This is a genomic window from Candidatus Dormiibacterota bacterium, assembly GCA_035635555.1.
Classification (GTDB): Bacteria; Acidobacteriota; Polarisedimenticolia; order Gp22-AA2; family Gp22-AA2; genus Gp22-AA3.
This window is the reverse complement of the sequence record DASQAT010000025.1, coordinates 1-18,924: the sequence shown is the minus strand read 5'-3', so window position 1 is coordinate 18,924 and position 18,924 is coordinate 1. Positions and strand designations below refer to the sequence as shown.

The following is an 18,924-nucleotide window of genomic DNA, read 5'->3' as shown; positions in this document are numbered from 1 at the left end:
CATCTCTTCAAGACGCGCCCGGCAGCCTGCCGGGTCGTGGCTGATCAGCCAGTCCTTGCGCCCTCAGCCGACCGCCATGAAATAGCGCCAGCCGCCGTCCGGCTCCTGCCAGCCGAGGAGATGCAGCCGGTGCTCCACCGACCAGCGGACCGCCTCGTCGATGGCGCGCCGCGCGGTCGCGTCATCGAGACCGGCGAGCCGCGCGATCTCGTCGTCCGACCGCGCCAGGTCCCATCCGAGGAGAAGCCGGGGACCGTCGAGAAAAAGACGGATCACGCGCGCCCACGCCGCCCCCTTCGTCCCGGCAAGGCGGAGGTCGTCATCCTCGCGTGGCGAAAGAAACTCGATCACCGGCCTCCTCGTCCTCCCGGCGCTCGCGGGTTGAAATGGCTCTGTTCGGCTGCGCGTCATCTTATGAGGGCGTCCGCCGTCAGATCAAGTCGATGGCGCGGTCGACCGCCCTCCGCATCGGCGTTGCGAATCGTGGGATCTCAAGCCGTTACGACATGCGCGCCGGGACGTCATTGTCGTTACGGCATTCAATTGCGCAGTTTAATGCGGAAAAAGGATTGACCCGCAAATCCGCGCCGTGTCAAGATCTCCGCAGGAGATCAATCCCATGAACGCGCGCCCGAAGGTCTCGATGCTGTCCGAGAAACAGGTCCGTCTCGTCCACGAGGCGTCGCTCGAGATCCTCGAGAAGACCGGCGTGCTCTACGAGAACAAGAAGGCGCTCGACTACATGGAGCAGAACGGACAGAAGGTGGACCGCGACAAGGGCGTCGCCTGGGTCAAGCCGGACCTCGTGGAGCGCTGTCTGAAGACCGTGCCGCGCAAGTTCGTCCTGGCGTCGCGGGACGGCAAGAACGACGCGGTGATCGACGGCGAGCAGATGCACCACATGACCGACGGCCAGGCTTCGTTCACCCTCGACGAGAAGACCGGCGAGAGACGCACCTCGACGCTGCACGATCTGGCGCTCAGCACTCTTCTGGCCGACGCTCTGACTCCGATCAAGGTGATGTGGTCGACCGTCTTCCCCACCGATGCCTCGACCGATTTCCGGGCGCTGTTCGAGATGGCCTCCACCTTCATGTGGTCGAAGAAGCACTTCCAGATGGTGGGGGGCGTGCAGGACCCCGACGACGTGCCCTACCTGCTCGCGATGCTCGACGCGGTGTACGGCGACCGGCGCAAGCAGCGCGATCGTCCCTATTTCTCGATGGTCACCTGCCCCGTGTCCCCCTTGAAGCACGACGACATGATGACCGAGGCGTGCATCGCGCTGGCGAAGGAGTGGGTGCCGATCGTCTTCTGGCCGATGCCGCTGCAGGGGGCCACGGCCCCCATCACCGTCGCCGGGACGCTCCTGCAGACCAACGTGGAGTTCCTGAGCGGGCTCGTCCTGTACCAGCTGGTGCAGCCGGGTCTGCCGATGATCTATCCGGCCGGCCCCGAGACGCTCGACATGAAGACCGGTCTCGCCTCGACCGCGTCGCCCGAGGGGATCCTCCTCAATCTCCCGTTCGCGCAGATGACCGAGTTCTACGGCGTGCCGTACATGGCGGGCGGCATCTGCTCGGACGCCAAGATCCCCGGGATCCAGTGCGGCTACGAGAACATGGCGACCGGCATGACCGCGGCGCTCTCCGGCTGCGATCTGCTCGTGGGCATCGGCATCCTGGAGGACGGCAACACCCTGTCCTTCCCCCAGATGGTCATCGACGAGGAGATCTGCAACATCCTGTCCTTCGTGCGCAACGGCATGGAGCTGACGGCCGAGAAGCTCATGGTCGAATCGATCCACAAGGTCGGCCACTCGCCCAACCACCACCTCGGGCAGCCGTACACGCGCGAGTTCCTGAAGTCGGGGCAGGGGTACTGGCCCTACATCTCCTTCCGCGGAACCTACGGTGACTGGAAACGTCGCGGCAAGGACGAGGTGCAGCTGGCGCGCGAGAGGATGAGGAAGCTCCTCGATACCCACGAGATCGACCCGCCTCCCGCCGAGGCCCAGAAGGAGCTGCGCCGCCTCCTCTGCGAGCGCACCGGGTTCTCACCGAACGACCCGAAGATCGAGGGCGTCTTCCAGCACCCCTGGAAGGAGCACCCCTCGTCCTGGCGCTGAGACCGATCCCGCCGTTTCGCGTTCCTCACAGAATGTCGGCCCAGCGCGGCGACGCCGCGAACGCGGCGTGGATGAGGCCCACGTGCGAGTACGCCTGGGGGTAGTTGCCCCAGAGACGGCGCGTCGCGGGGTCGAAGTCCTCCGAGAGCAGACCCAGGGGCGGGAGAGCGGCGCGCGCGCGTTCGAACGTTTCGCGCGCCTCGGGGCCGCGGCCCGTGGCGACCAGGGCCTCGACGAGCCAGAAGGTGCAGAGGACGAAGGCGACGGTCGGCGCGCCGAAGCCATCGTCGTGGAGGTACCGCAGGAGCCATCCGTCCCTGGCGAGGCGGCCGCGAATCGTGTCGATGGTGGATCGGAGATGCGGATCATCCGGCGGCAGGAAGTGGAGCGGTGCCATCTGGAGCAGTGACGCGTCGAGATCGCGGCTGCCGCGGGCGGCGACGAAGCTGCCCAGATCCGCGTTCCAGGCGTTTTTGAGGATGTCCTCGCGGATCGACGCCGCCGACCCGCGGTAGCCGTCCTCCCGGTCCGGGAGATGATGCGCGGCCACCCTGGCCATGCGGTCCGCCGCCGCCCAGCACATCAGGCTCGAGAAGGTCTGCGGAATCCACTCGGTGCGGTATTCCCAGATCCCCGCGTCGGGGGTCCCCGCCACGGCGACCGCCTGGCGCGCCAGGCGCTCGAGCAGATCGATCTTCTCGCGCGTCTGATCCGCCCGGAATCGCGCGTCGAGCATGACCGGCGCGAGAGCCAGCATCACTTCGCCGTAGATGTCGTTCTGCCGGTACGCGGCGGCGGCATTGCCGACCCGCACCGGCTTCTCACCTTCGAAGCCGGGCCAGTCGGGAAGCATTCGTTCGTTCAGGTCGGACGTCCCGTCGACGCGATACAGCGGAGCCAGGTCCAGCGAGGGATTGCGGGCCACGATGTCGAGGAGGTAGCGCACGAACTGCTCGCGCTCCTCGAAGTGCCCCAGGAGCCGGAAGGCCCCGAGCACGTAGGCCGCATCACGCAGCCAGCAGTACCGGTAGTCCCAGGTCCGGCCGCTGCCCGGCGCCTCCGGGATCGAGGTCGTCGTCGCCGCCACGATCGCCCCGGTGTCCTCGAAACAATGGAGCTTCAGCACCAGGGCCGATCGCACCACCTCCTCCTGAAAGAGAGGCGGGATGTTGCAATGCTTGGTCCAGCGCTGCCAGTAGCGCAGCGTCTCCGTCAGGAATCTTTCGCACAGCGCCGGCAGCGCCTCCTCGACGGGCGGCCCCCAGGCCAGGACGAGATGGCGTCTCTCGGTGAGGGCGAACGGCTGCCCTCCGAGATAGGACAAGGGGATGTCGGTGGTCAGCCGGAAGGGGCTCGCGTAACCTTCGAACTGCACGTGGTTCGATCCCTGAATCCGATCCGGAGCCCGCCGCGACCAGCCCAGACACGGTTCGCACGCGATGCGGACGCGCGGCGTGCCGGACACCGGCTCGACGATCCGCACGATCTGGGTCGGCCGGAACGAGCGGTCGTGAAGCAGGTAGCGGGGCGCGAAATCGAGCACACGAAACGAGCCGTCGGTCGTCGTGAAGGTCGTCTCGAGAACATTGGTGTTTTCGACGTAGCGCTGCGTCCCGTTCGCATCCGCCGCGGGGGCGACCGTGAATCGTCCTCCATAATCGGCATCGAGGAGACTCGCGAAAACCGGCTCGGAATCGAAGCGCGGGAGACAGCACCACACGACATCGCCCCGGCGCGACACGAGGGCGGAGAACTGGCAGTTCCCAATCAGTCCGAGATCCTCGAGGCGCACGGGTCAAATTATGTCACAATTATTTTCGTGAAAGAGTCGCTTCGCGCGATCCTCGTTCTGCTCCTCCTCGGTCTCCTGGCCTGGGGCACGTCGCGGCTCGTCGACAAGACCAGCCGCACATGGTTCGAGCAGGACGTCACGAGGAAGGCGACCCTCGCCGTGTCGAGAGTCCACGACGATCTCGTCCGTGGCTGGACTTCGGACGATCGGGCCGACGTCGGCCGCACCCTCGGCGACATCGCACGCGACGCACGGATCCTGGCGGCCGCGGCATGCGGCGAGGACGGCGGGACGATCGCCGCGACGCCGGGGTACCCGCAGCCGCTGGCGTGCGAGCGCGTGGGCCCGCGGATCTCCTCCGCCCGGCGCGATCCGCAGACCGGCGAGTGGCCGACCTGGAGCCGGCTGATGGATCTCGACGGCGGGAGGGTGCATGTCAGCGCCGTACCCGTGGAGGCCGGCGATCACCGGCTCGGCTTCGTCGTTCTCCTGCAGGACATGACATACGCCGACCTGCGCGCCGAGACGTCCCGGCGCTTCACGCTGGCCGCGTTCGGGATCCTGGCGGTCGCGGCCTCGCTCGCCACCGCGCTGGCCACACGCTTTTCCTGGCGCAACTGGACCTCGGACCTGCGGCGCATTCTGCGCGGCAAGCCTCCGTCGCGGGCCTTCCAGCCGATCGTGAGGGACGTGCGGGATCTGGCGGAGCAGATCGCCTCGGAGTCGCTCTCCGAAGGTCGCGGCGTCGCCTGGACCGCCGATCGGCTGCGCCGCAATCTGCGGCGCTACCTTCACGGCGAGAAAGTCATCATCCTGGCCAATCGCGAGCCGTATATCCATGACCGCGGCCCCGACGGGACGATCCGGGTCCTGCATCCGGCGAGCGGGCTGGTGACGGCGCTCGAACCGGTCATGCGCGCCTTTTCCGGCGTCTGGGTGGCGCATGGCGGCGGGTCCGCCGATCGCGAGGTGAGCGACCGCGCGGGGCGCATCCGCGTGCCGCCCGGCGAGGAGTCGTACGCCCTCCGGAGGGTCTGGCTCACCCCCGAAGAGGAGAAGGGCTACTACTACGGCTTCTCCAACGAGGGGCTGTGGCCCCTGTGCCACATCGCCCACACGCGCCCCGTCTTTCGCGGCGAGGATTGGAGCGTCTATCAGAGCGTGAATCGCAAGTTCGCCGACGCCGTCTGCGCGGAGGTCGACACCCCCGATCCGATCATCTTCGTGCAGGACTATCATTTCGCCCTGGTGCCCCGGATCATCCGCGAGCGGCTGCCGCGGGCGATGATCCTGAGCTTCTGGCACATTCCGTGGCCGAACTCGGAGAACTTCGAGATCTGTCCCTGGCACAAGGAGCTTCTCCACGGAATGCTCGGGAGCAGCATCCTCGGCTTCCACATCAGGCTCCACTGCAACAACTTCATCGACTCGGTCGATCGCTACCTCGAGGCGCGCATCGATCGGGAGAGCCGCGCGGTCATCCACCGGGGCTGGACCACGCTCGTTCGCGCCTACCCGATCTCCGTCGACTGGCCCAACCGCCTGCTCAAGGACGCGCCGCCGGTGGATCGCTGCCGGCGGGAAGTCTTCGAGGAGTACGGAGTGGCGCCGGACGTGCTCCTGGGTCTCGGGGTCGATCGTCTCGACTACACGAAGGGGATCGAGGAGCGTCTGCTCGCCGTGGAGAGGCTCCTGGAGCGCTTCCCGCAGTTCCGCGGCCACTTCACGTTCGTGCAGATCGCGGCGCCGAGCCGGACGGCCATCGATCGCTACCGCGGGCTGCGCCAGAGCGTCGAGGAGCTGGCGGACCGGATCAACCGGAAGTTCGGCCAGGGATCGTACCGGCCGCTCGTCCTGAAGATCGAGCACTACGAGCCGCCCGAGATCCTGCGGCTCTACCGGGCGGCGGACGTCTGCTACATCAGCAGTCTGCACGACGGGATGAATCTCGTGGCCAAGGAGTTTCTCTCGGCCCGCGACGACGAGCGCGGCGTTCTGATCCTGAGCTGCTTCACCGGCGCGGCGCGCGAGCTGACCGAGGCGCTCATCGTCAATCCGTACGACCTCGAGCAGTCGAGCGCCGCGCTCGCGGCGGCCCTGGAGATGTCCCCGGAGGAGCAGCAGGAGCGCATGCACGCGATGCGTCTGTATCTGTCCGAGTTCAACGTCTACAGGTGGGCGGGTCAGATGCTGGTGGACGCCGCCCGGCTGCGCCAGCGGCACCAGGTCTCCGATCGTCTCTCGGACCCCACCGGGCCGAGAGAAACCGTCACGCCGTGAGGTACATCCTGGGACGCGAGCAGCGCCCCGTGCTGCAGGCCCTGGCCCGGACAGACGCCCTTCTGGCGTTCGATTTCGACGGGACGCTGGCGCCACTCGTTCCCGAACCCGCACGGACACGCCTTCGTCCTCGAACCCGGTCGCTTCTGGCGGAGGTCGCCGGGCTCTACAGATGTGCCGTCATCACCGGACGGGCCCTCGGCGATCTTCGGCCACGGATCGCGGGGCTTCCTCTGTGGGCGATCCTCGGCAATCACGGCGCCGAGGAGGGCGCGGGCGGGCGCGGGCAGGCCGACAGGCGCAGGACCGTCCGCGGCTGGCGGCGCCTCCTGCGCGACCGCCTGGGTCCGCTGCGCGGCGTGTGGATCGAGGACAAGAAGGATACGCTGACCATTCACTTCCGGAACGCCTCGAGTCCGCCGCACGCGCAACAGGCGGTCCTGCGGATCGCGCGCGCGCTCCCTCGTGCCCGCCTCGTCCCGGGCCACTTCGGGATCAACCTTCTCCCCGTCGGCTCTCCGGACAAGGGGACCGCGGTCCGGATGCTGCAGAAGCGGGCGCGCAGCCGGGCCGCTCTCTACGTGGGAGACGACGGATCCGATGAGCTGGTCTTCTCGAACGGCCGGGGCCGGGGGCTGGTGACGGTCCGCGTCGGCCGCAGCCGCGCCTCGAGAGCCGCCTACTACCTGCGCGATCAGACGGAGATCGACGATCTCCTGGCCCTGCTCGTGGCCCTGCGCGGGGAGCGTCCGGCCGGCCGCGACAGCCGGTTCAGATCCGGGGTCGTGCGGAGGCGTTGACGCGGGCGATGGCGTCCTCGAGGATGTCCAGCCCCTGCTCGAACAAGGACCGCTCGATGTTGAGCGGCGGCTGGATGCGGACGAACCACGAGATGCTGTCGTGGATGTAGTAGAGACCGTTCTCGAGGCAGTGCTGGTTGACCTCGGCGGCGGCTTCGAAGTTCTTGGCGCGGGTCTTGGGGTCCTTGACGAACTCGACGGCGAGCCAGAGCCCCAGGCCGCGCACTTCGCCGATGATCGGGTACTTCTCCTTCATCGCCTGCAGCCTCTTCAGGCCGTAATCCCCGAGCGTGGTCGCGTACTCGAGCAGGTGGTCGCGCTTGATGATCTCGAGCGCCTTCAGCCCCGCGGCGCAGCCGGCCGGGTGTCCGGCGTAGGTCCCGGCGACGAACGCCTCCGCTTTGTCGAAGATCTCGTGCCGGCCGGCGACCGCGGCGATCGGCATCGTGCCGCCGGACAGCCCCTTGCCGATGACGATCAGGTCCGGCTCGACGTTCCAGTGCTCGAACGCCCACATTTTGCCGCAACGGCCGAACCCGCTCTGGACCTCGTCGATGCAGTAATACCAGCCGTGCTCGTCGCACATGTCGCGCAGGCCGGGCAGGAAATCGTCCGGAGGTACCCACACACCGGCCTCGCCGACGACCGGCTCGACCAGGACCCCGGCGATCTTCGACGGCGGGACTTCATAGGTCAGGATGAGATCTTCGATGTACTCGAGCGTCGCCCGCCCGGGGCCGCCGCCCGTATGCGAGCGCAGCGGCGTTCTGAAACTGTAGGGATAAGGAGCGTACACGAAGCCATTCACGAGCGGCGCCACGTCCTCCCTCACGTGTGATTCCAGAGGACCGGCCGCCATGCAGCCGTAGGACAGGCCGTGGTACTGCCCGTAGAACGAAATGACGAACGGGCGCTCCGAGGCGCGCCGCATCACCCGCAGCGCCGCTTCGACCGCCTCGGTCCCCGTCGTCAGGAACAGGACCCGATCGGTGCGCTTCGGGCAGACCTCGAGGAGCCTCTCGGCCAGGTCGAAGCGCTGAGCGGTGTTGCCGGCGCTCGTCCAGCAGGTCACGCCGAGCTGGCGGATCATCGAGGACACCGCCTCCACGACCTCCGGGTGGCAGTTACCGACGTTGTTCGTCCCCCAGCCGGATCCGAAGTCGATGAAGCGGTTCCCGTCCGCGTCTTCGATGAGCGACCCGGAGGCCTTTACCGCGATGAACCGCCGCTCCGAGGGGGGGCCGTACGCCCCCGCGGCCATGAGACCGATCTCCTTCTCGATCAACTGTTTGGACCGGGGGCCGGGAAGCGGTGTCTTGACGAGTGAAACTCGATCCTTGGGCGGCATGCCCGGACTATAAGCCAGCAGGCGGCCGGGCTGTCAAGCGGGGAGCGGCGAGGGAAACTTCGGGTTTACCACGCGGACCGCGGGGGCTCCGGCCCCGCCGGTTTCAGCGCGGGGAGGCCTTGCGGCCTGCCGATGTCGCCGCGCGCGCCGGCCGGTGCAGCCAGTCCTGGACCCGCCGGACCATCTCCTGCAGCCGGTCCGGCTCGGTCGCGGCCAGGTCGGTCGTCTCTCCCGGATCCTGGTCGACGTGGTACAGGGCGTGCCTGCCGTCGGAACCCCACTGGATCTTGTAGCCGGAGTACCGCAGCGCGATCAGCGTGCGGTTGTAGCGCGACAGGTCCTTTCCGGGGAAGAGGTCCTGCATCACCTTGATGAACTCGAGAGGCGGACCGACGAATTCGCCGACGATCGGCCCCTCGGCGGGCCGCCCCGAGCCGGGCAGCCCGGTCCCGGGCAGCGGCACCGCCTCCACGACCGCGCCCTGCGGGGGGGCGACGCCGGCGAGACCCAGGATCGTGGGATACAGATCGTGCATCTGCACCCGCGTGTCGATCGACCGGCCGCCCGGGATGCGCGGCGGGTAGCGCAGGAGAAGGGGGACGTGCAGGAGGGTGTCGTGCACGCTCAGCTTGTGATCCATCATGTGATGGTCGCCGATGTTCTCGCCATGGTCCCCCGCGATGGCGACGATCGTTCGGTCGAGGATCCCCTGCTCGCGCAGGACCGACAGGACCTCCCCCGCGCGCCGGTCGGTATAGGCGATCTCGCCGTCGTACAGGTCGTTGAGGACCCCCATGTCGTCGTCCGTCAGATCGGAGAGACCGACGATGTAGCGCATCTCGTCCGGGTGGCCGAGGCGGCTCAGCCGCTTCACCTTCGCCGGGTCGGCCCCGGGCCGGAGAAACCGCGAGCGCTCCGGCTCGGGCGGGTGGTACGGAAGGTGGGGCTCGAAATAGTTGATGAAGAGAAAGAACGGCTGCGAGGCGGCGTCCGGGTTGTCGGCGCGCCAGCGCAGGAAGCGGATGACCTTGTCATTGGTGAGACCCGCCCCCGTGTCCTCGCTCTCCTGCGGGACGTCGCGCCAGGTCTCGCCGTAGGTGTCGAACCCCTGCTGGAAGTTGTAGTCCCTCCCCAGCCACGGGTTGGCCGTGTAGCCGATGGTGCGGTAGCCCGCCGCCTGCAGCGTCTCGGCGAGCGTGGTCACCTGGTCCGGCAGGCGCAGCGACCCGCAGTCGGTCCGGTGCAGGGACGGGTATTGCCCCGTGAACAGGCTGGCGTGCGCGGGCACCGTCCAGGGCGCGGGGGAGAAGGCCTGGGTGTAGACGACCCCCTCGGCCGCGATCGGCATCAGATTGGGTGTCGTGGGCCGCGTGTAGCCGTCGAAGGGGAAGCGATCGGCGCGCGCCGTGTCGAAGATGATCAGCAGGACGTTCGGGCGCGCGCTCTCGCCGCAGCCGGCCAGCAGGAGCGGCATCAGGAGCAGTGGAAAGACTCGTCTCGACAAGACGGCGCGCATCGTAGCAAAGCGCCCGGACCCGGTCAAACACCGGGCCGCGCCAGTCCTTGACAGCCCGCGCGCGGCTTGTGAGAATGACGGCCTCAGGAGGAACACCGTGGCAGGCTCGCCGTTCCCGCCGGACTATCCTGGCGACTACCCGAAGATCACCACCCCGCTCCCGGGCCCGAAGGCCAGGGAGTTCATCGCGCGGGACGCCCGGACCGTCTCGCAGAACCTGAGCAAGGACGTGCCGCTGGTCGTGGGGCGGGCCCAGGGCATGGTCGTCGAGGACGTGGACGGGAACCGGTTCCTCGACTTCGCCGCGGGGATCTCGACGGTCTCGACCGGTCACTGTCATCCCGAGGTCGTGAAGGCGGTGCAGGACCAGGCCGGCAGACTCCTCCACATCTGCTACACCGATTTTTATTACCCGGTCTACATCGAGCTGTGCGAGACGCTGGCGCGTCTGGCGCCGATCCGGGGGGACAAGCGGGTCTTCCTCACCAACTCGGGGGCCGAGGCGGTCGAGACGGCCGTCAAGCTGGCGCGCCTCCGCACCGGGCGGCAGAAGGTGGTCGGCTTCTTCGGCGCCTTCCACGGCCGGACCTACGGGGCCATGACGCTCACCGCGAGTAAGCCGGTGCAGCGGAAGGGATACGGCCCGTTCGTTCCGGAGATCCTGCACACGCACTATGCCTATTGCTACCGCTGCCCCGTCAATCGCGACCCCCAGTCGTGCTCGGTCGAATGCCTCGAGCTTTTGACCGAGACGTACTTCCATCACTCGGTGGACCCCAAGGAGGTGGCGGCGATCCTCGTCGAGCCGATCCAGGGGGAAGGGGGCTTCATCCCGCCGCACAGGGACTTCCTGCCGAGGATCCAGGAGATCTGCCGCGTGAACGGCATCCTCCTGATTGCCGACGAGGTGCAGTGCGGCATGGGGCGGACCGGGAAGATGTTCGCCTTCGAGCATTACGGCATCGACCCCGACATGATCATCCTGGCGAAGGGGATCGCCTCGGGGATGCCGATCTCCGCCGTCATCGCCCGGGACGACGTCATGAAATGGAACGACGGCGGGCACGGCTCGACGTTCGGCGGGAACCCGGTCTCCTGCGCGGCGGCCGTGGCGACGCTGCGCCTGCTGCAGGAGGGGCTCATCGAGAACGCCGCGCACGTCGGGTCGCATCTCATCGGCCGGCTCAAGAGCCTTCAGGAGAAGCACCGCCTCATCGGCGACGTCCGCGGCCTCGGCCTGATGGTCGGGATCGAGGTCGTCTCCGACCGTGCGAAGCGCACCCCCGCCCCGCGCGAGCGCCACGCGGTCATCGAGAGGGCGTTCGAGCGCGGGCTCCTGACGCTGCCGTGCGGCGCGTCGACGATTCGCCTGTCTCCGCCCCTGATCGCGCGCGAGTCGGACGCCGACAAGGCGGTCGCCATCCTCGACGCCGCCTTCGCCTCCGTCTGAACCCGGGGAGCGCGTCCGAGTCTCAGGCCGCTTTCAAGTGGCTGTCGATCTGCTGCAGGGAATCGCTGAGCTTCGGCTGCAGATCGCGCAGCCGGTCGAGAAGGGTCTTCCGGAAGAACAGGTAGCGCTTCTCGGACGCCTCGGAGGGGCGCGCCAGGCGCTCGAAATAGGCCTCCAGGAGACTCTGGTACAGGTCGTTCGCCGCCCAGATCCGGTTGTAGGAGGACAGGATCGGGTGGATGAGCTCCACGTCCATGTTGTCGAGCAGCGACGAATTGACCGAGACCTTCCAGGCCGAGACCTCGAACAGCGGATACGGCAGGTTCCCCTTCGGCAGCTCCTCCAGGGCGGCCGTCAGGGAATTGGTGTTCCGCTTGAGCTCCCTCTCGATGAACTCCAGGAACTTGCGGCGCTGCTCCTTGACCTTGCGCTTCTGGTTGAAGTGGCTCATGACGCTGGTGAGCACCAACCCGAAGACCAGCGTCAACAGGATGCCGGCGAGCATATTGGAGACGAAGTTCACCCAGAAGTCGTAATCGGACAGGATGGCGCGAAGCATGGAGACCATGTCGCGATCAAAAATAATCCCCGCGGGCTGGAAAGCAAGGACGGCGGGCGAAGAGTCGGGTGGAGGCGGCGATCGGAATCGAACCGATGTATCGAGGTTTTGCAGACCTCTGCCTTACCGCTTGGCTACGCCGCCAGCCCGAGACCCGAGAATGATGCGGTGGCGGAAAATTCTACCGGGGGCGCCGGGGACTGTCAATCCGGGGCCCCGGGTCCCTCAAATGACGCGGGCCGGCCCCGTCGGGAAGCCGGCCCACAGATTGGAGCGGGAAACGGGAGTCGAACCCGCGACTTCAACCTTGGCAAGGTTGCACTCTACCACTGAGTTATTCCCGCTCACACCCGGGGACGCCGGGCGCGCGAGGATCTTACCGGGCGATTCCGTGGACTGTCAAGGTGAGCGCACGGAGGGGGCTTCAGCCGGCCTCGAAGGCGTCGCGGATGAGGCGCACCCGGAACGCCCCTCCCGCGGACTCGAGGACTTCCACGACATCGAACCGGCAGGGGCGCTCGTGGCCGCCGCGGAGCGCCAGGTACAGGGAGGCCGCGGCGGCGATCCGGGCGCGTTTCCGGAAACCGACCGCCTCGGACGGTCGTCCGAAGCGCAGCGACGAGCGGGTCTTGACCTCCACGAAGACGAGGGTCGCGCCATCCTCGGCGATGAAGTCGATCTCCCCGGCGCGGGTGCGGTAGCGGCGCTCCAGGATGCGATAACCCCGGCATGCGAGGTGACGCTCGGCCGCCTCCTCTCCCCGACGCCCCAGCCGGATGTGACGGCCCGGAGGCGACTCGTAGGGGGGCGTTCCCTCGGCGAGCCCCGCGAACCTTCCGATCACAGACCTTCCTCTGGCGGGCCGTCTTCCTGATCATCGTCCTCCGCGGGTGGACCGGCCGGTCCGCGGGCGCCTCCCATCGCATCCTGGAGGCGGCGCTGCATCACCCGACGAAGGCGGGCCTCGAAGAACACCATGCGACCCCGCTGCCTCCACGTGAGCTCGCGGTCGATGGCGTCGCGCAGACCCTCCTCCCGGTCGCGGAAATCATCGTCGACCTTCCGGACGGCCTGGAGGGACTGTTCGATCTCGCGGTCGCCCGCGGTCCCGTCCTGGAGCAACGCCCGCAACTGCGCCATGGCCGCCCGCCGTTTCGCGGCGTGGTCGCGACGCGCCTGCATGAGCTTCTGCACGCGCGGGATCACGGTCGTCTCCTGCGCCTCGGTCAGGTGCAGCGCCACTTTCATCCGCGCGATGACCATCTGTTCCATGGCTTCGCGCACTTCGCCGGCCCGCGCACCCGGAGGTCCCGCTCCGGGCGGCTTCTCCCTGTGCGTCTGCCCCGCCGCGATCGCCACCGACGCGAGGACTCCCAACACCACGCCGGCGGCGCGATGTCTCCATGATCTGCTTCGCATGCCGATGCGGCCTCCTTCCACCTTGGACATGTTCCTAGCCCTGCGAGTCGAGCAGGTCGTCCGACAACCGCCGTTCGTCCTCCGGCGTCGGGTCGCCCGCCAGACCGGTCCCCTCGAGCGAGTCCGCCGGGGCGATTTCGTCCAGGATGGTCTCGATCGGGATCGGCTCGTCCCCCTCCGCCGCCGCCCGGCGGAGGGCGTCGCGCAGCCGCGCCTCCGCCTCCTCGATCGTCGGCGCGCGGGGCGACGGAGCGATCCCGTGACGCGGCCTCTGGAGAGAAAGACCCGCGACGATCACGGCCGCCGCCGCGATCGTCGCGGTCCACCGCAGCAGACGCACCCGCCGCCGGGCGGCATCGATGCGCACCCGCAGTCTGCGGCCGAAGGACGACCAGTACACAGGGCCCGGATCGGGGACGTCGCCGACCGTCAGGAGATCGAGCGCCTGGCGCAGGCGCCCGGCGTCGGCGGCGCAGGAGGCGCAGGCCGAGAGGTGATCCTCGAGGACACGACGATCGTCCGGACCGAGCTCGCCGGAGAGCCAAGCCGTGATTCGCTCGCGCGTCCCGGCGCAGTCGGTCACGAGGACGCCTCCTCTTCCGGCGCTGCCGGCTGCGGCGCCAGCCGCGCCCGGAGATTCTGCACCGCCTGGAAGAATGTCGCCTTGGCGGTGCCGATCGACATGTCGGCCGCCTGGGCAATCTCGGCGAATTTCATCCCCTCGTAGACCTTGAGGACCAGCACCTGCCGCTGGCGGGGGGGGAGGCCCGAGACGGCGCTGCGGACCTCGCGCCTGAGCACGGCGTCGGATGCGGTGCAGCGCCCTCCCTGCACGGCCGCCTCCTCGATCGATACGGTGGCGCGGCGCGCGTGCCGCGCGCTCTGCGCCAGGTTGAGCACGATACGGACGATCCACGTGCGGAACGTGGCGTCCCCCCGGAAGCCCGGGAGCCCCCGATAGGCCCTCAAGAACGCCTCCTGTGAGACATCATCCGCCTCCGAGTGGTTCCCGAGAAGACGATACGCGAGCCGGTAGACGGCCACACGATGGCGCAGCACGAGCTCGTCGAACGCCGACCCGTCCCCCTGGAGGAAGCGGGCCACGAGTCTTCCGTCAGGGTCCTGACGCTCCGGGCCAACCTGCATCGCCTCCTCTGCGTCCTTAGACCACGCCTGGAACGGGTCGGTTTAGCCGGGAGGCTGAACTCGGCGCGACGGGATCATGCCTGGCCCGGGCGGCCCGGGTCTCAGGCGCCCTTGCGCTTCCAGCGCACTCCCTGGGGGGTGTCCTCGAGGATGATGCCGCGTCCCAGGAGATCGTCCCGGATGCAGTCCGCGGCGGCGAAGTCCCTTCGGGAGCGCGCTTCGCCACGCTTCTTGATGAGAGCCTCGATCTCCGCGTTGAGGTCGGCGCGCTGTCCGGCCCGGATCCCGAAGATCGTCTCGAAGGCGCTCAGGACCTGCCGCGCCGCCGCCAGATCCCGCGTTCCGAACCTCCCCGCGTCCATGGCGCTGTGCGTCTCCCGCACGAGATCGAACAGGTGACCGAGGGCCCCGGCGGTGTTGAGGTCGTCGTCGAGCGCCTCGGTCAGGCCCCGCAGCGACTCCGTCGCCCGCGCCGCGACCTCGCCGCCGTCCGCGGCCAGATCCTGCGCCGTCGCATCCAGCCTCAGCGCGAGGTCATCAATCCGACCGAGAGCGGCAGCCGCCTGGGAGAGCCCTTCGAAGGTGAAATTGAGCGGCTTGCGATAATGCACGGACAGGAGCATGTACCGGACCGCCCGCATGTCGTGCCCTCGCGCCGCGAGATCGCGCAGGGTGTGGAAGTTCCCCTTCGATTTCGACATCTTCTCGCCGTCCACGATCAGGTGGGCGGCGTGCATCCAGTAACGGACGAACGGCCGGCCGGTGGCGGCCTCGCTCTGCGCGATCTCGTTCTCGTGGTGCGGGAAGATGTTGTCCACGCCTCCGGTGTGGATGTCGAAAGTCTCCCCCAGCAGATGCATGGACATGGCCGAGCACTCGATGTGCCACCCGGGTCTCCCCGGTCCGACCTCGGTGTCCCAGAACGGCTCGCCGTCCTTGGGGGCCTTCCAGACGGCGAAGTCGCGCGGGTTGTCCTTCTCGTACTCGTCCGAGTCGATGCGGGCCTGGCCTGCGGCGGCCGCCGGGTCGACGTGTGACAGCCGGCCGTACGCCGGGAAGGTCGAGATCTTGAAGTACAGGGATCCGCGGCTCTCGTAGACGTGCCCCGCGGTCTGCAGGCGCTGGACGAGACGGGCCATCTCCGGGATGAAGGCGGTCGCGCGCGGATAGTGCTCCGCCCTCTCCATCCCCAGCGACGCGACGTCCTCGAAGAACGCGTCGATGTAAGCGCGCGTGTAGTCGTCGAGCGTCACTCCCGCCTCGCGCGCGTTGGCGATCGTCTTGTCATCCACGTCCGTGAGGTTCATCGCCTGGGTCACCTTGTAGCCGCGGAACTTGAGGTAGCGGCGGAGCAGGTCCTCCCAGAGATAGGTGCGGAAATTGCCGATGTGCGCGTAGTCGTACACGGTGGGACCGCAGGTGTACAGGCGGACCTCCCCCGGGTGGAGGGGGACGAAGTCCTCCTGCTGCCTGGTCAGGGTGTTATGAAAGCGAAGCGCCATGGGCCTCAGCGGGGCAGTCGGGCGGGGAGTCTAACCCGGAGGCTTCGTGGTGTCAACGAAAGGCGGGGCGATCAAAGGGCCGCCCGGCCCTCGCGCGACGAGGACCGGGCGGCCTGAATTCGTTGGCGATCAGAACTCGAACTGGAAGCCGATCTGGAAGCGCCGGCCGAAGTTGCGCTCGGAGATGATCTGGAGCGCGCCACCGCGGTCGGGGGAGGCCGGCTCGTAGGTGAAGATTCTCAGGTAGTCGCGGTTGAGAATGTTCTGGATATCGAAGAACAGCTTCGAGTTCAGCTTCCCGAGGACGAACGCCTTGTCGGCGTGCAGGTTGATGAGCAGAATCGGGTCGTTACGCTGATCGTTGCGCCGCGACGGCTCGAAGGCGCGGCTGGGGTTCGTCGTGGTCGACGTTTCGGGCGTATGACCGTACAGGAAACGGGTCTGCAGGAAGTCGAAATTGTCCAGGTCCGAGAAGAAACTGACTACGCTGTACGGAAGACCCGAGGTCCATTGCGCCGTGCCGGCGACCTGCCAGTCATGCGGCAGGAAGGTGGTGGCGTTGAATTTCACCACGTGCCGCTCGTCGTCGGTCTGGTAGCCGTAAGTGAACGGGACCGTGGCCGGATCGTCCCCCAGCGCCGAATAGAAGCTGTCCGCGAAGCCCAGGTTGCGGGAGTAGGTGTACGAGGCGTCCATCTGCCACTTGCGGCTCAGGCGCTTGGTCAGCTGCAGCTCGATGCCGTGGTAGCGGGCCGAGTTGATGTTGCTCAGGAAGTAGATCTGGTTGAAGAAGAAGTTGTGGATATAGAGGTCCGGCTTGTTGTTCTTGACCCGGGCCGCCGACGTGCCGCCCCCGCCGCCGCTCGACTGCAACAGGCCGCCGATCTCGTCCAGCGGCGCCCCGGTCGCGTCGTCGAAGCGCAGGCTGTGGTTGATGTCCCGGTCCTGCAGCTGGTCCCGGTACTTCTTGTTGATGTACGTGAGCCGGATGGAGATCTCGGGCGCCAGCTCGCGCTCGAAGCCGATCGTCAGCTCGTCGGAGAAGGGCGTCTGCAGGCCGCGGTCGACCTGGGTGGCGCTCGGCGGCGCCTTGGAGATCGGCGGACCGATGCCGTTGTCGGGCACGCCGCTCCCCGTCACGCCGTTCTCGTCCGTGATGTAATAGCGCTGGATCGTATCGGGACCCTCCTCGGGGATGACCGTGTCCAGGAAGAGGCGATCGTAGTAGCGGCCCCAGTTGGCGAACACCTTCGTCTTGGAGTCGGCCCACGGATCCCACGAGATCGACACGCGCGGCGCCAGGTTGTTGTTCGTCAGCCGGAAGGCTTCCTGCTCCTGGAAGGTGGCCGAGCCGCGCTCGCGCAGAACCTCGCGGTCGATGACCTCGTAACCCGTCACCGGATCGATCCTGACCGCCTCCGGGAAGAGATTCTTCAGGCTGGCGGCCGCCAGCGTCGTGGCCGTGTGGTGCTGAGTCAACCGGGACGGCGCCACGCGCCTCAGGTTCGTCAGGTCCTGCTCGACATTGGCGATAGAATCGTAGTTCTCGCCATCGGGGCCGGGAATGCCCTGCGGCCTGATCGGATTTTTGCAGGGATTGCCCAATCCGGGGATGTAGAAGATCGGATCACTGCAGTAGCCCCCGCTGATAATACCATCGTCGTTTCCGAGCTCCTTGTCGTCCGACGTGTCGGCCTCGGCACCCCCCAGGTTGTTGAGCCGGTCGAAGAGGTTGCGCTGGGCCACCGGGTCGAAGGGGGTATAGCCGAAGGAGTCGGTCGCCTCGCGGTCGAAGCGCAGCCCCATCCCCAGGGTCAGGTTCGGAAGAGGCTTGAAGGTGTCCACCGCGTACATCCCGAAGGACGTGCTGCTGGCGTTGTTGAACACCTGGTTCTCGGCCGGCAGGATGACGCCGACTCTCGGTTGAATGACGTTCGCGGTGGGCGGGTTCGCGTGGGTCAGAAGAATCGGCCTGAGACTGGTGTCCTGGTTGTAGGTCTCCCGCTCCACAACACCGCCGAATTTCATGTCGTGCTGACCGTGCCAGTCGGGAACGAAGACCGTCAGGTCTTCCTTCAGCGTGATCCTCCCCGCGTTCGCCGTGTAGTCGCTGAAGCCCCGTACTCCGGGGTACGCTCCGGCGTTCGGACCGCTGGTCCGCAGGGTCTGCTGATCGATCGTGTAGTCGCGGTCGGCCGGGATCGGGCGCAGCTCGCCGTACGGATAGAGCGGCTGGGGATCCAGCAGGCTGGGGAAGGAGCGGTCGTCCAGGTTCTGGTTTCCGTTCCGATCCTCGATGTAGGGATGAATGTTCTTGAATTGGGGATCGAACGTGTCCAGGCGCTGGTTGTCGTTCCTGTCCTCACCCGGATCGAGTACGCCGTTGTGGTTCACGTCCTCGTCGATGTAATCGAGCCGGCCGTCGCCGTCCCGATCCTCGCCCGGATCGAGCTGGTGGTTGTTGTTGTCGTCTTCCCAGATCAGATCCACGTGGCCGTCGCAATCGACGTCCTCCCGGTGGACCCCCTCGCACCCGGCGCCGGACGTCAGCCGCCCGTCGAGGTCCCTGTCCTCACCGGGGCTGAGATGGCGGTCGTGATTGATGTCCTCGAACATGTCGAAGGCGTGGTCGAGATCGTAGTCCTCACCCGGGTCGCGCTCGGTCGCGTCGATGAAGCCGTTGTGGTTCCGGTCGATGAACAGAACTCCGTTGTGGTTGGTGTCGGCGTTCAGCGTCGGAATCGTCTGGGGCTGGGTCGCGAAGTGCTGGACCGTGGTCTCGAGGAAGACGTTCGGGTTGAAGACTGCCGTCTCCTTGAGCGTCAGGTTGAGCCCGCCGCGTTTTTCGGTGTAACCCGCTTCCACAGCCGTGAAGGAATCGACTCCCAGGTTGCCGTACTCCTGCGGATCCCAGGTCGCCGTGAACTGCAGCTTGTGGTTCGTCGACATGTCCCAGGACAGCTTGCCGAAGACCCTCTTCTCCG

At 67.4% G+C, this 18,924-nt stretch carries 15 protein-coding genes and 2 tRNA genes; 4 read left to right on the top strand and 13 right to left on the bottom strand.

Going from position 1 to position 18,924, the window contains the following annotated elements; translation table 11 throughout:
- Positions 1-63 precede the first annotated feature (63 nt).
- Entirely contained in the window at positions 64-351 is a 288-nt protein-coding gene (locus tag VEW47_05930; GenBank protein ID HYS04714.1) for a hypothetical protein, read from the bottom strand.
- 268 nt (positions 352-619) lie between these two features.
- Here VEW47_05930 and VEW47_05925 point away from each other — a divergent pair, with 268 nt between their 5' ends.
- Positions 620-2,128: a trimethylamine methyltransferase family protein gene (locus VEW47_05925; protein ID HYS04713.1), complete on the top strand. Its 1,509-nt coding sequence runs from the start codon at positions 620-622 to the stop codon at positions 2,126-2,128.
- Between the two features lie 25 nt (positions 2,129-2,153).
- Here the strand turns inward: VEW47_05925 and VEW47_05920 are convergent, their stop codons facing one another.
- Positions 2,154-3,920, bottom strand: coding sequence for a glycoside hydrolase family 15 protein (locus VEW47_05920; GenBank protein HYS04712.1), 1,767 nt, complete (start codon positions 3,918-3,920; stop codon positions 2,154-2,156).
- Between the two features lie 27 nt (positions 3,921-3,947).
- Between VEW47_05920 and VEW47_05915 the strand changes: the two genes are divergently transcribed.
- Entirely contained in the window at positions 3,948-6,200 is a 2,253-nt protein-coding gene (locus VEW47_05915; GenBank protein HYS04711.1) for a trehalose-6-phosphate synthase, read from the top strand.
- Positions 6,197-7,000, top strand: coding sequence for a trehalose-phosphatase (otsB, locus tag VEW47_05910; GenBank protein HYS04710.1), 804 nt, complete (start codon positions 6,197-6,199; stop codon positions 6,998-7,000). Before VEW47_05915 ends, otsB begins: the two co-directional genes overlap by 4 nt.
- Here the strand turns inward: otsB and VEW47_05905 are convergent.
- Complete coding sequence (locus VEW47_05905) at positions 6,972-8,261, bottom strand: aspartate aminotransferase family protein (GenBank protein HYS04709.1); 1,290 nt, start codon at positions 8,259-8,261, stop codon at positions 6,972-6,974. The two genes, otsB and VEW47_05905, sit on opposite strands and share 29 nt — an antisense overlap.
- A 190-nt stretch (positions 8,262-8,451) precedes the next feature.
- Positions 8,452-9,852 carry a sulfatase gene (locus tag VEW47_05900; GenBank protein HYS04708.1) on the bottom strand — a complete coding sequence of 467 codons (1,401 nt, stop codon included), beginning with the start codon at positions 9,850-9,852 and terminating at the stop codon, positions 8,452-8,454.
- A 109-nt stretch (positions 9,853-9,961) separates the two neighbouring features.
- On the opposite strand from VEW47_05900, the gene VEW47_05895 reads away from it, so the two are divergent.
- Complete coding sequence (locus VEW47_05895; GenBank protein HYS04707.1) at positions 9,962-11,314, top strand: acetyl ornithine aminotransferase family protein; 1,353 nt, start codon at positions 9,962-9,964, stop codon at positions 11,312-11,314.
- A 22-nt stretch (positions 11,315-11,336) separates the two neighbouring features.
- Here VEW47_05895 and VEW47_05890 read toward each other — a convergent pair whose 3' ends face one another.
- The 9 genes from VEW47_05890 to VEW47_05850 form a co-directional block, all read right to left on the bottom strand.
- Positions 11,337-11,882 (bottom strand): hypothetical protein, encoded by a 546-nt coding sequence (locus tag VEW47_05890; protein HYS04706.1) that lies wholly within the window; start codon positions 11,880-11,882, stop codon positions 11,337-11,339.
- Between the two features lie 60 nt (positions 11,883-11,942).
- Positions 11,943-12,017: transfer RNA gene (locus tag VEW47_05885), tRNA-Cys, on the bottom strand.
- 125 nt (positions 12,018-12,142) lie between these two features.
- A tRNA-Gly gene (locus tag VEW47_05880) sits at positions 12,143-12,217 on the bottom strand.
- Positions 12,218-12,297: 80 nt separating this feature from the next.
- Positions 12,298-12,717: a YraN family protein gene (locus VEW47_05875; GenBank protein ID HYS04705.1), complete on the bottom strand. Its 420-nt coding sequence runs from the start codon at positions 12,715-12,717 to the stop codon at positions 12,298-12,300.
- Positions 12,714-13,292 carry a hypothetical protein gene (locus tag VEW47_05870; GenBank protein ID HYS04704.1) on the bottom strand — a complete coding sequence of 193 codons (579 nt, stop codon included), beginning with the start codon at positions 13,290-13,292 and terminating at the stop codon, positions 12,714-12,716. Before VEW47_05870 ends, VEW47_05875 begins: the two co-directional genes overlap by 4 nt.
- Positions 13,293-13,326: 34 nt before the next feature.
- Entirely contained in the window at positions 13,327-13,875 is a 549-nt protein-coding gene (locus VEW47_05865; protein ID HYS04703.1) for a zf-HC2 domain-containing protein, read from the bottom strand.
- Positions 13,872-14,438 (bottom strand): RNA polymerase sigma factor, encoded by a 567-nt coding sequence (locus VEW47_05860; GenBank protein ID HYS04702.1) that lies wholly within the window; start codon positions 14,436-14,438, stop codon positions 13,872-13,874. Before VEW47_05860 ends, VEW47_05865 begins: the two co-directional genes overlap by 4 nt.
- 101 nt (positions 14,439-14,539) lie before the next feature.
- Positions 14,540-15,940, bottom strand: coding sequence for a cysteine--tRNA ligase (gene cysS / locus VEW47_05855; protein HYS04701.1), 1,401 nt, complete (start codon positions 15,938-15,940; stop codon positions 14,540-14,542).
- A gap of 129 nt (positions 15,941-16,069) precedes the next feature.
- A partial coding sequence (locus VEW47_05850) for a TonB-dependent receptor (GenBank protein HYS04700.1) occupies positions 16,070-18,924 on the bottom strand: 2,855 nt, incomplete at its 5' end.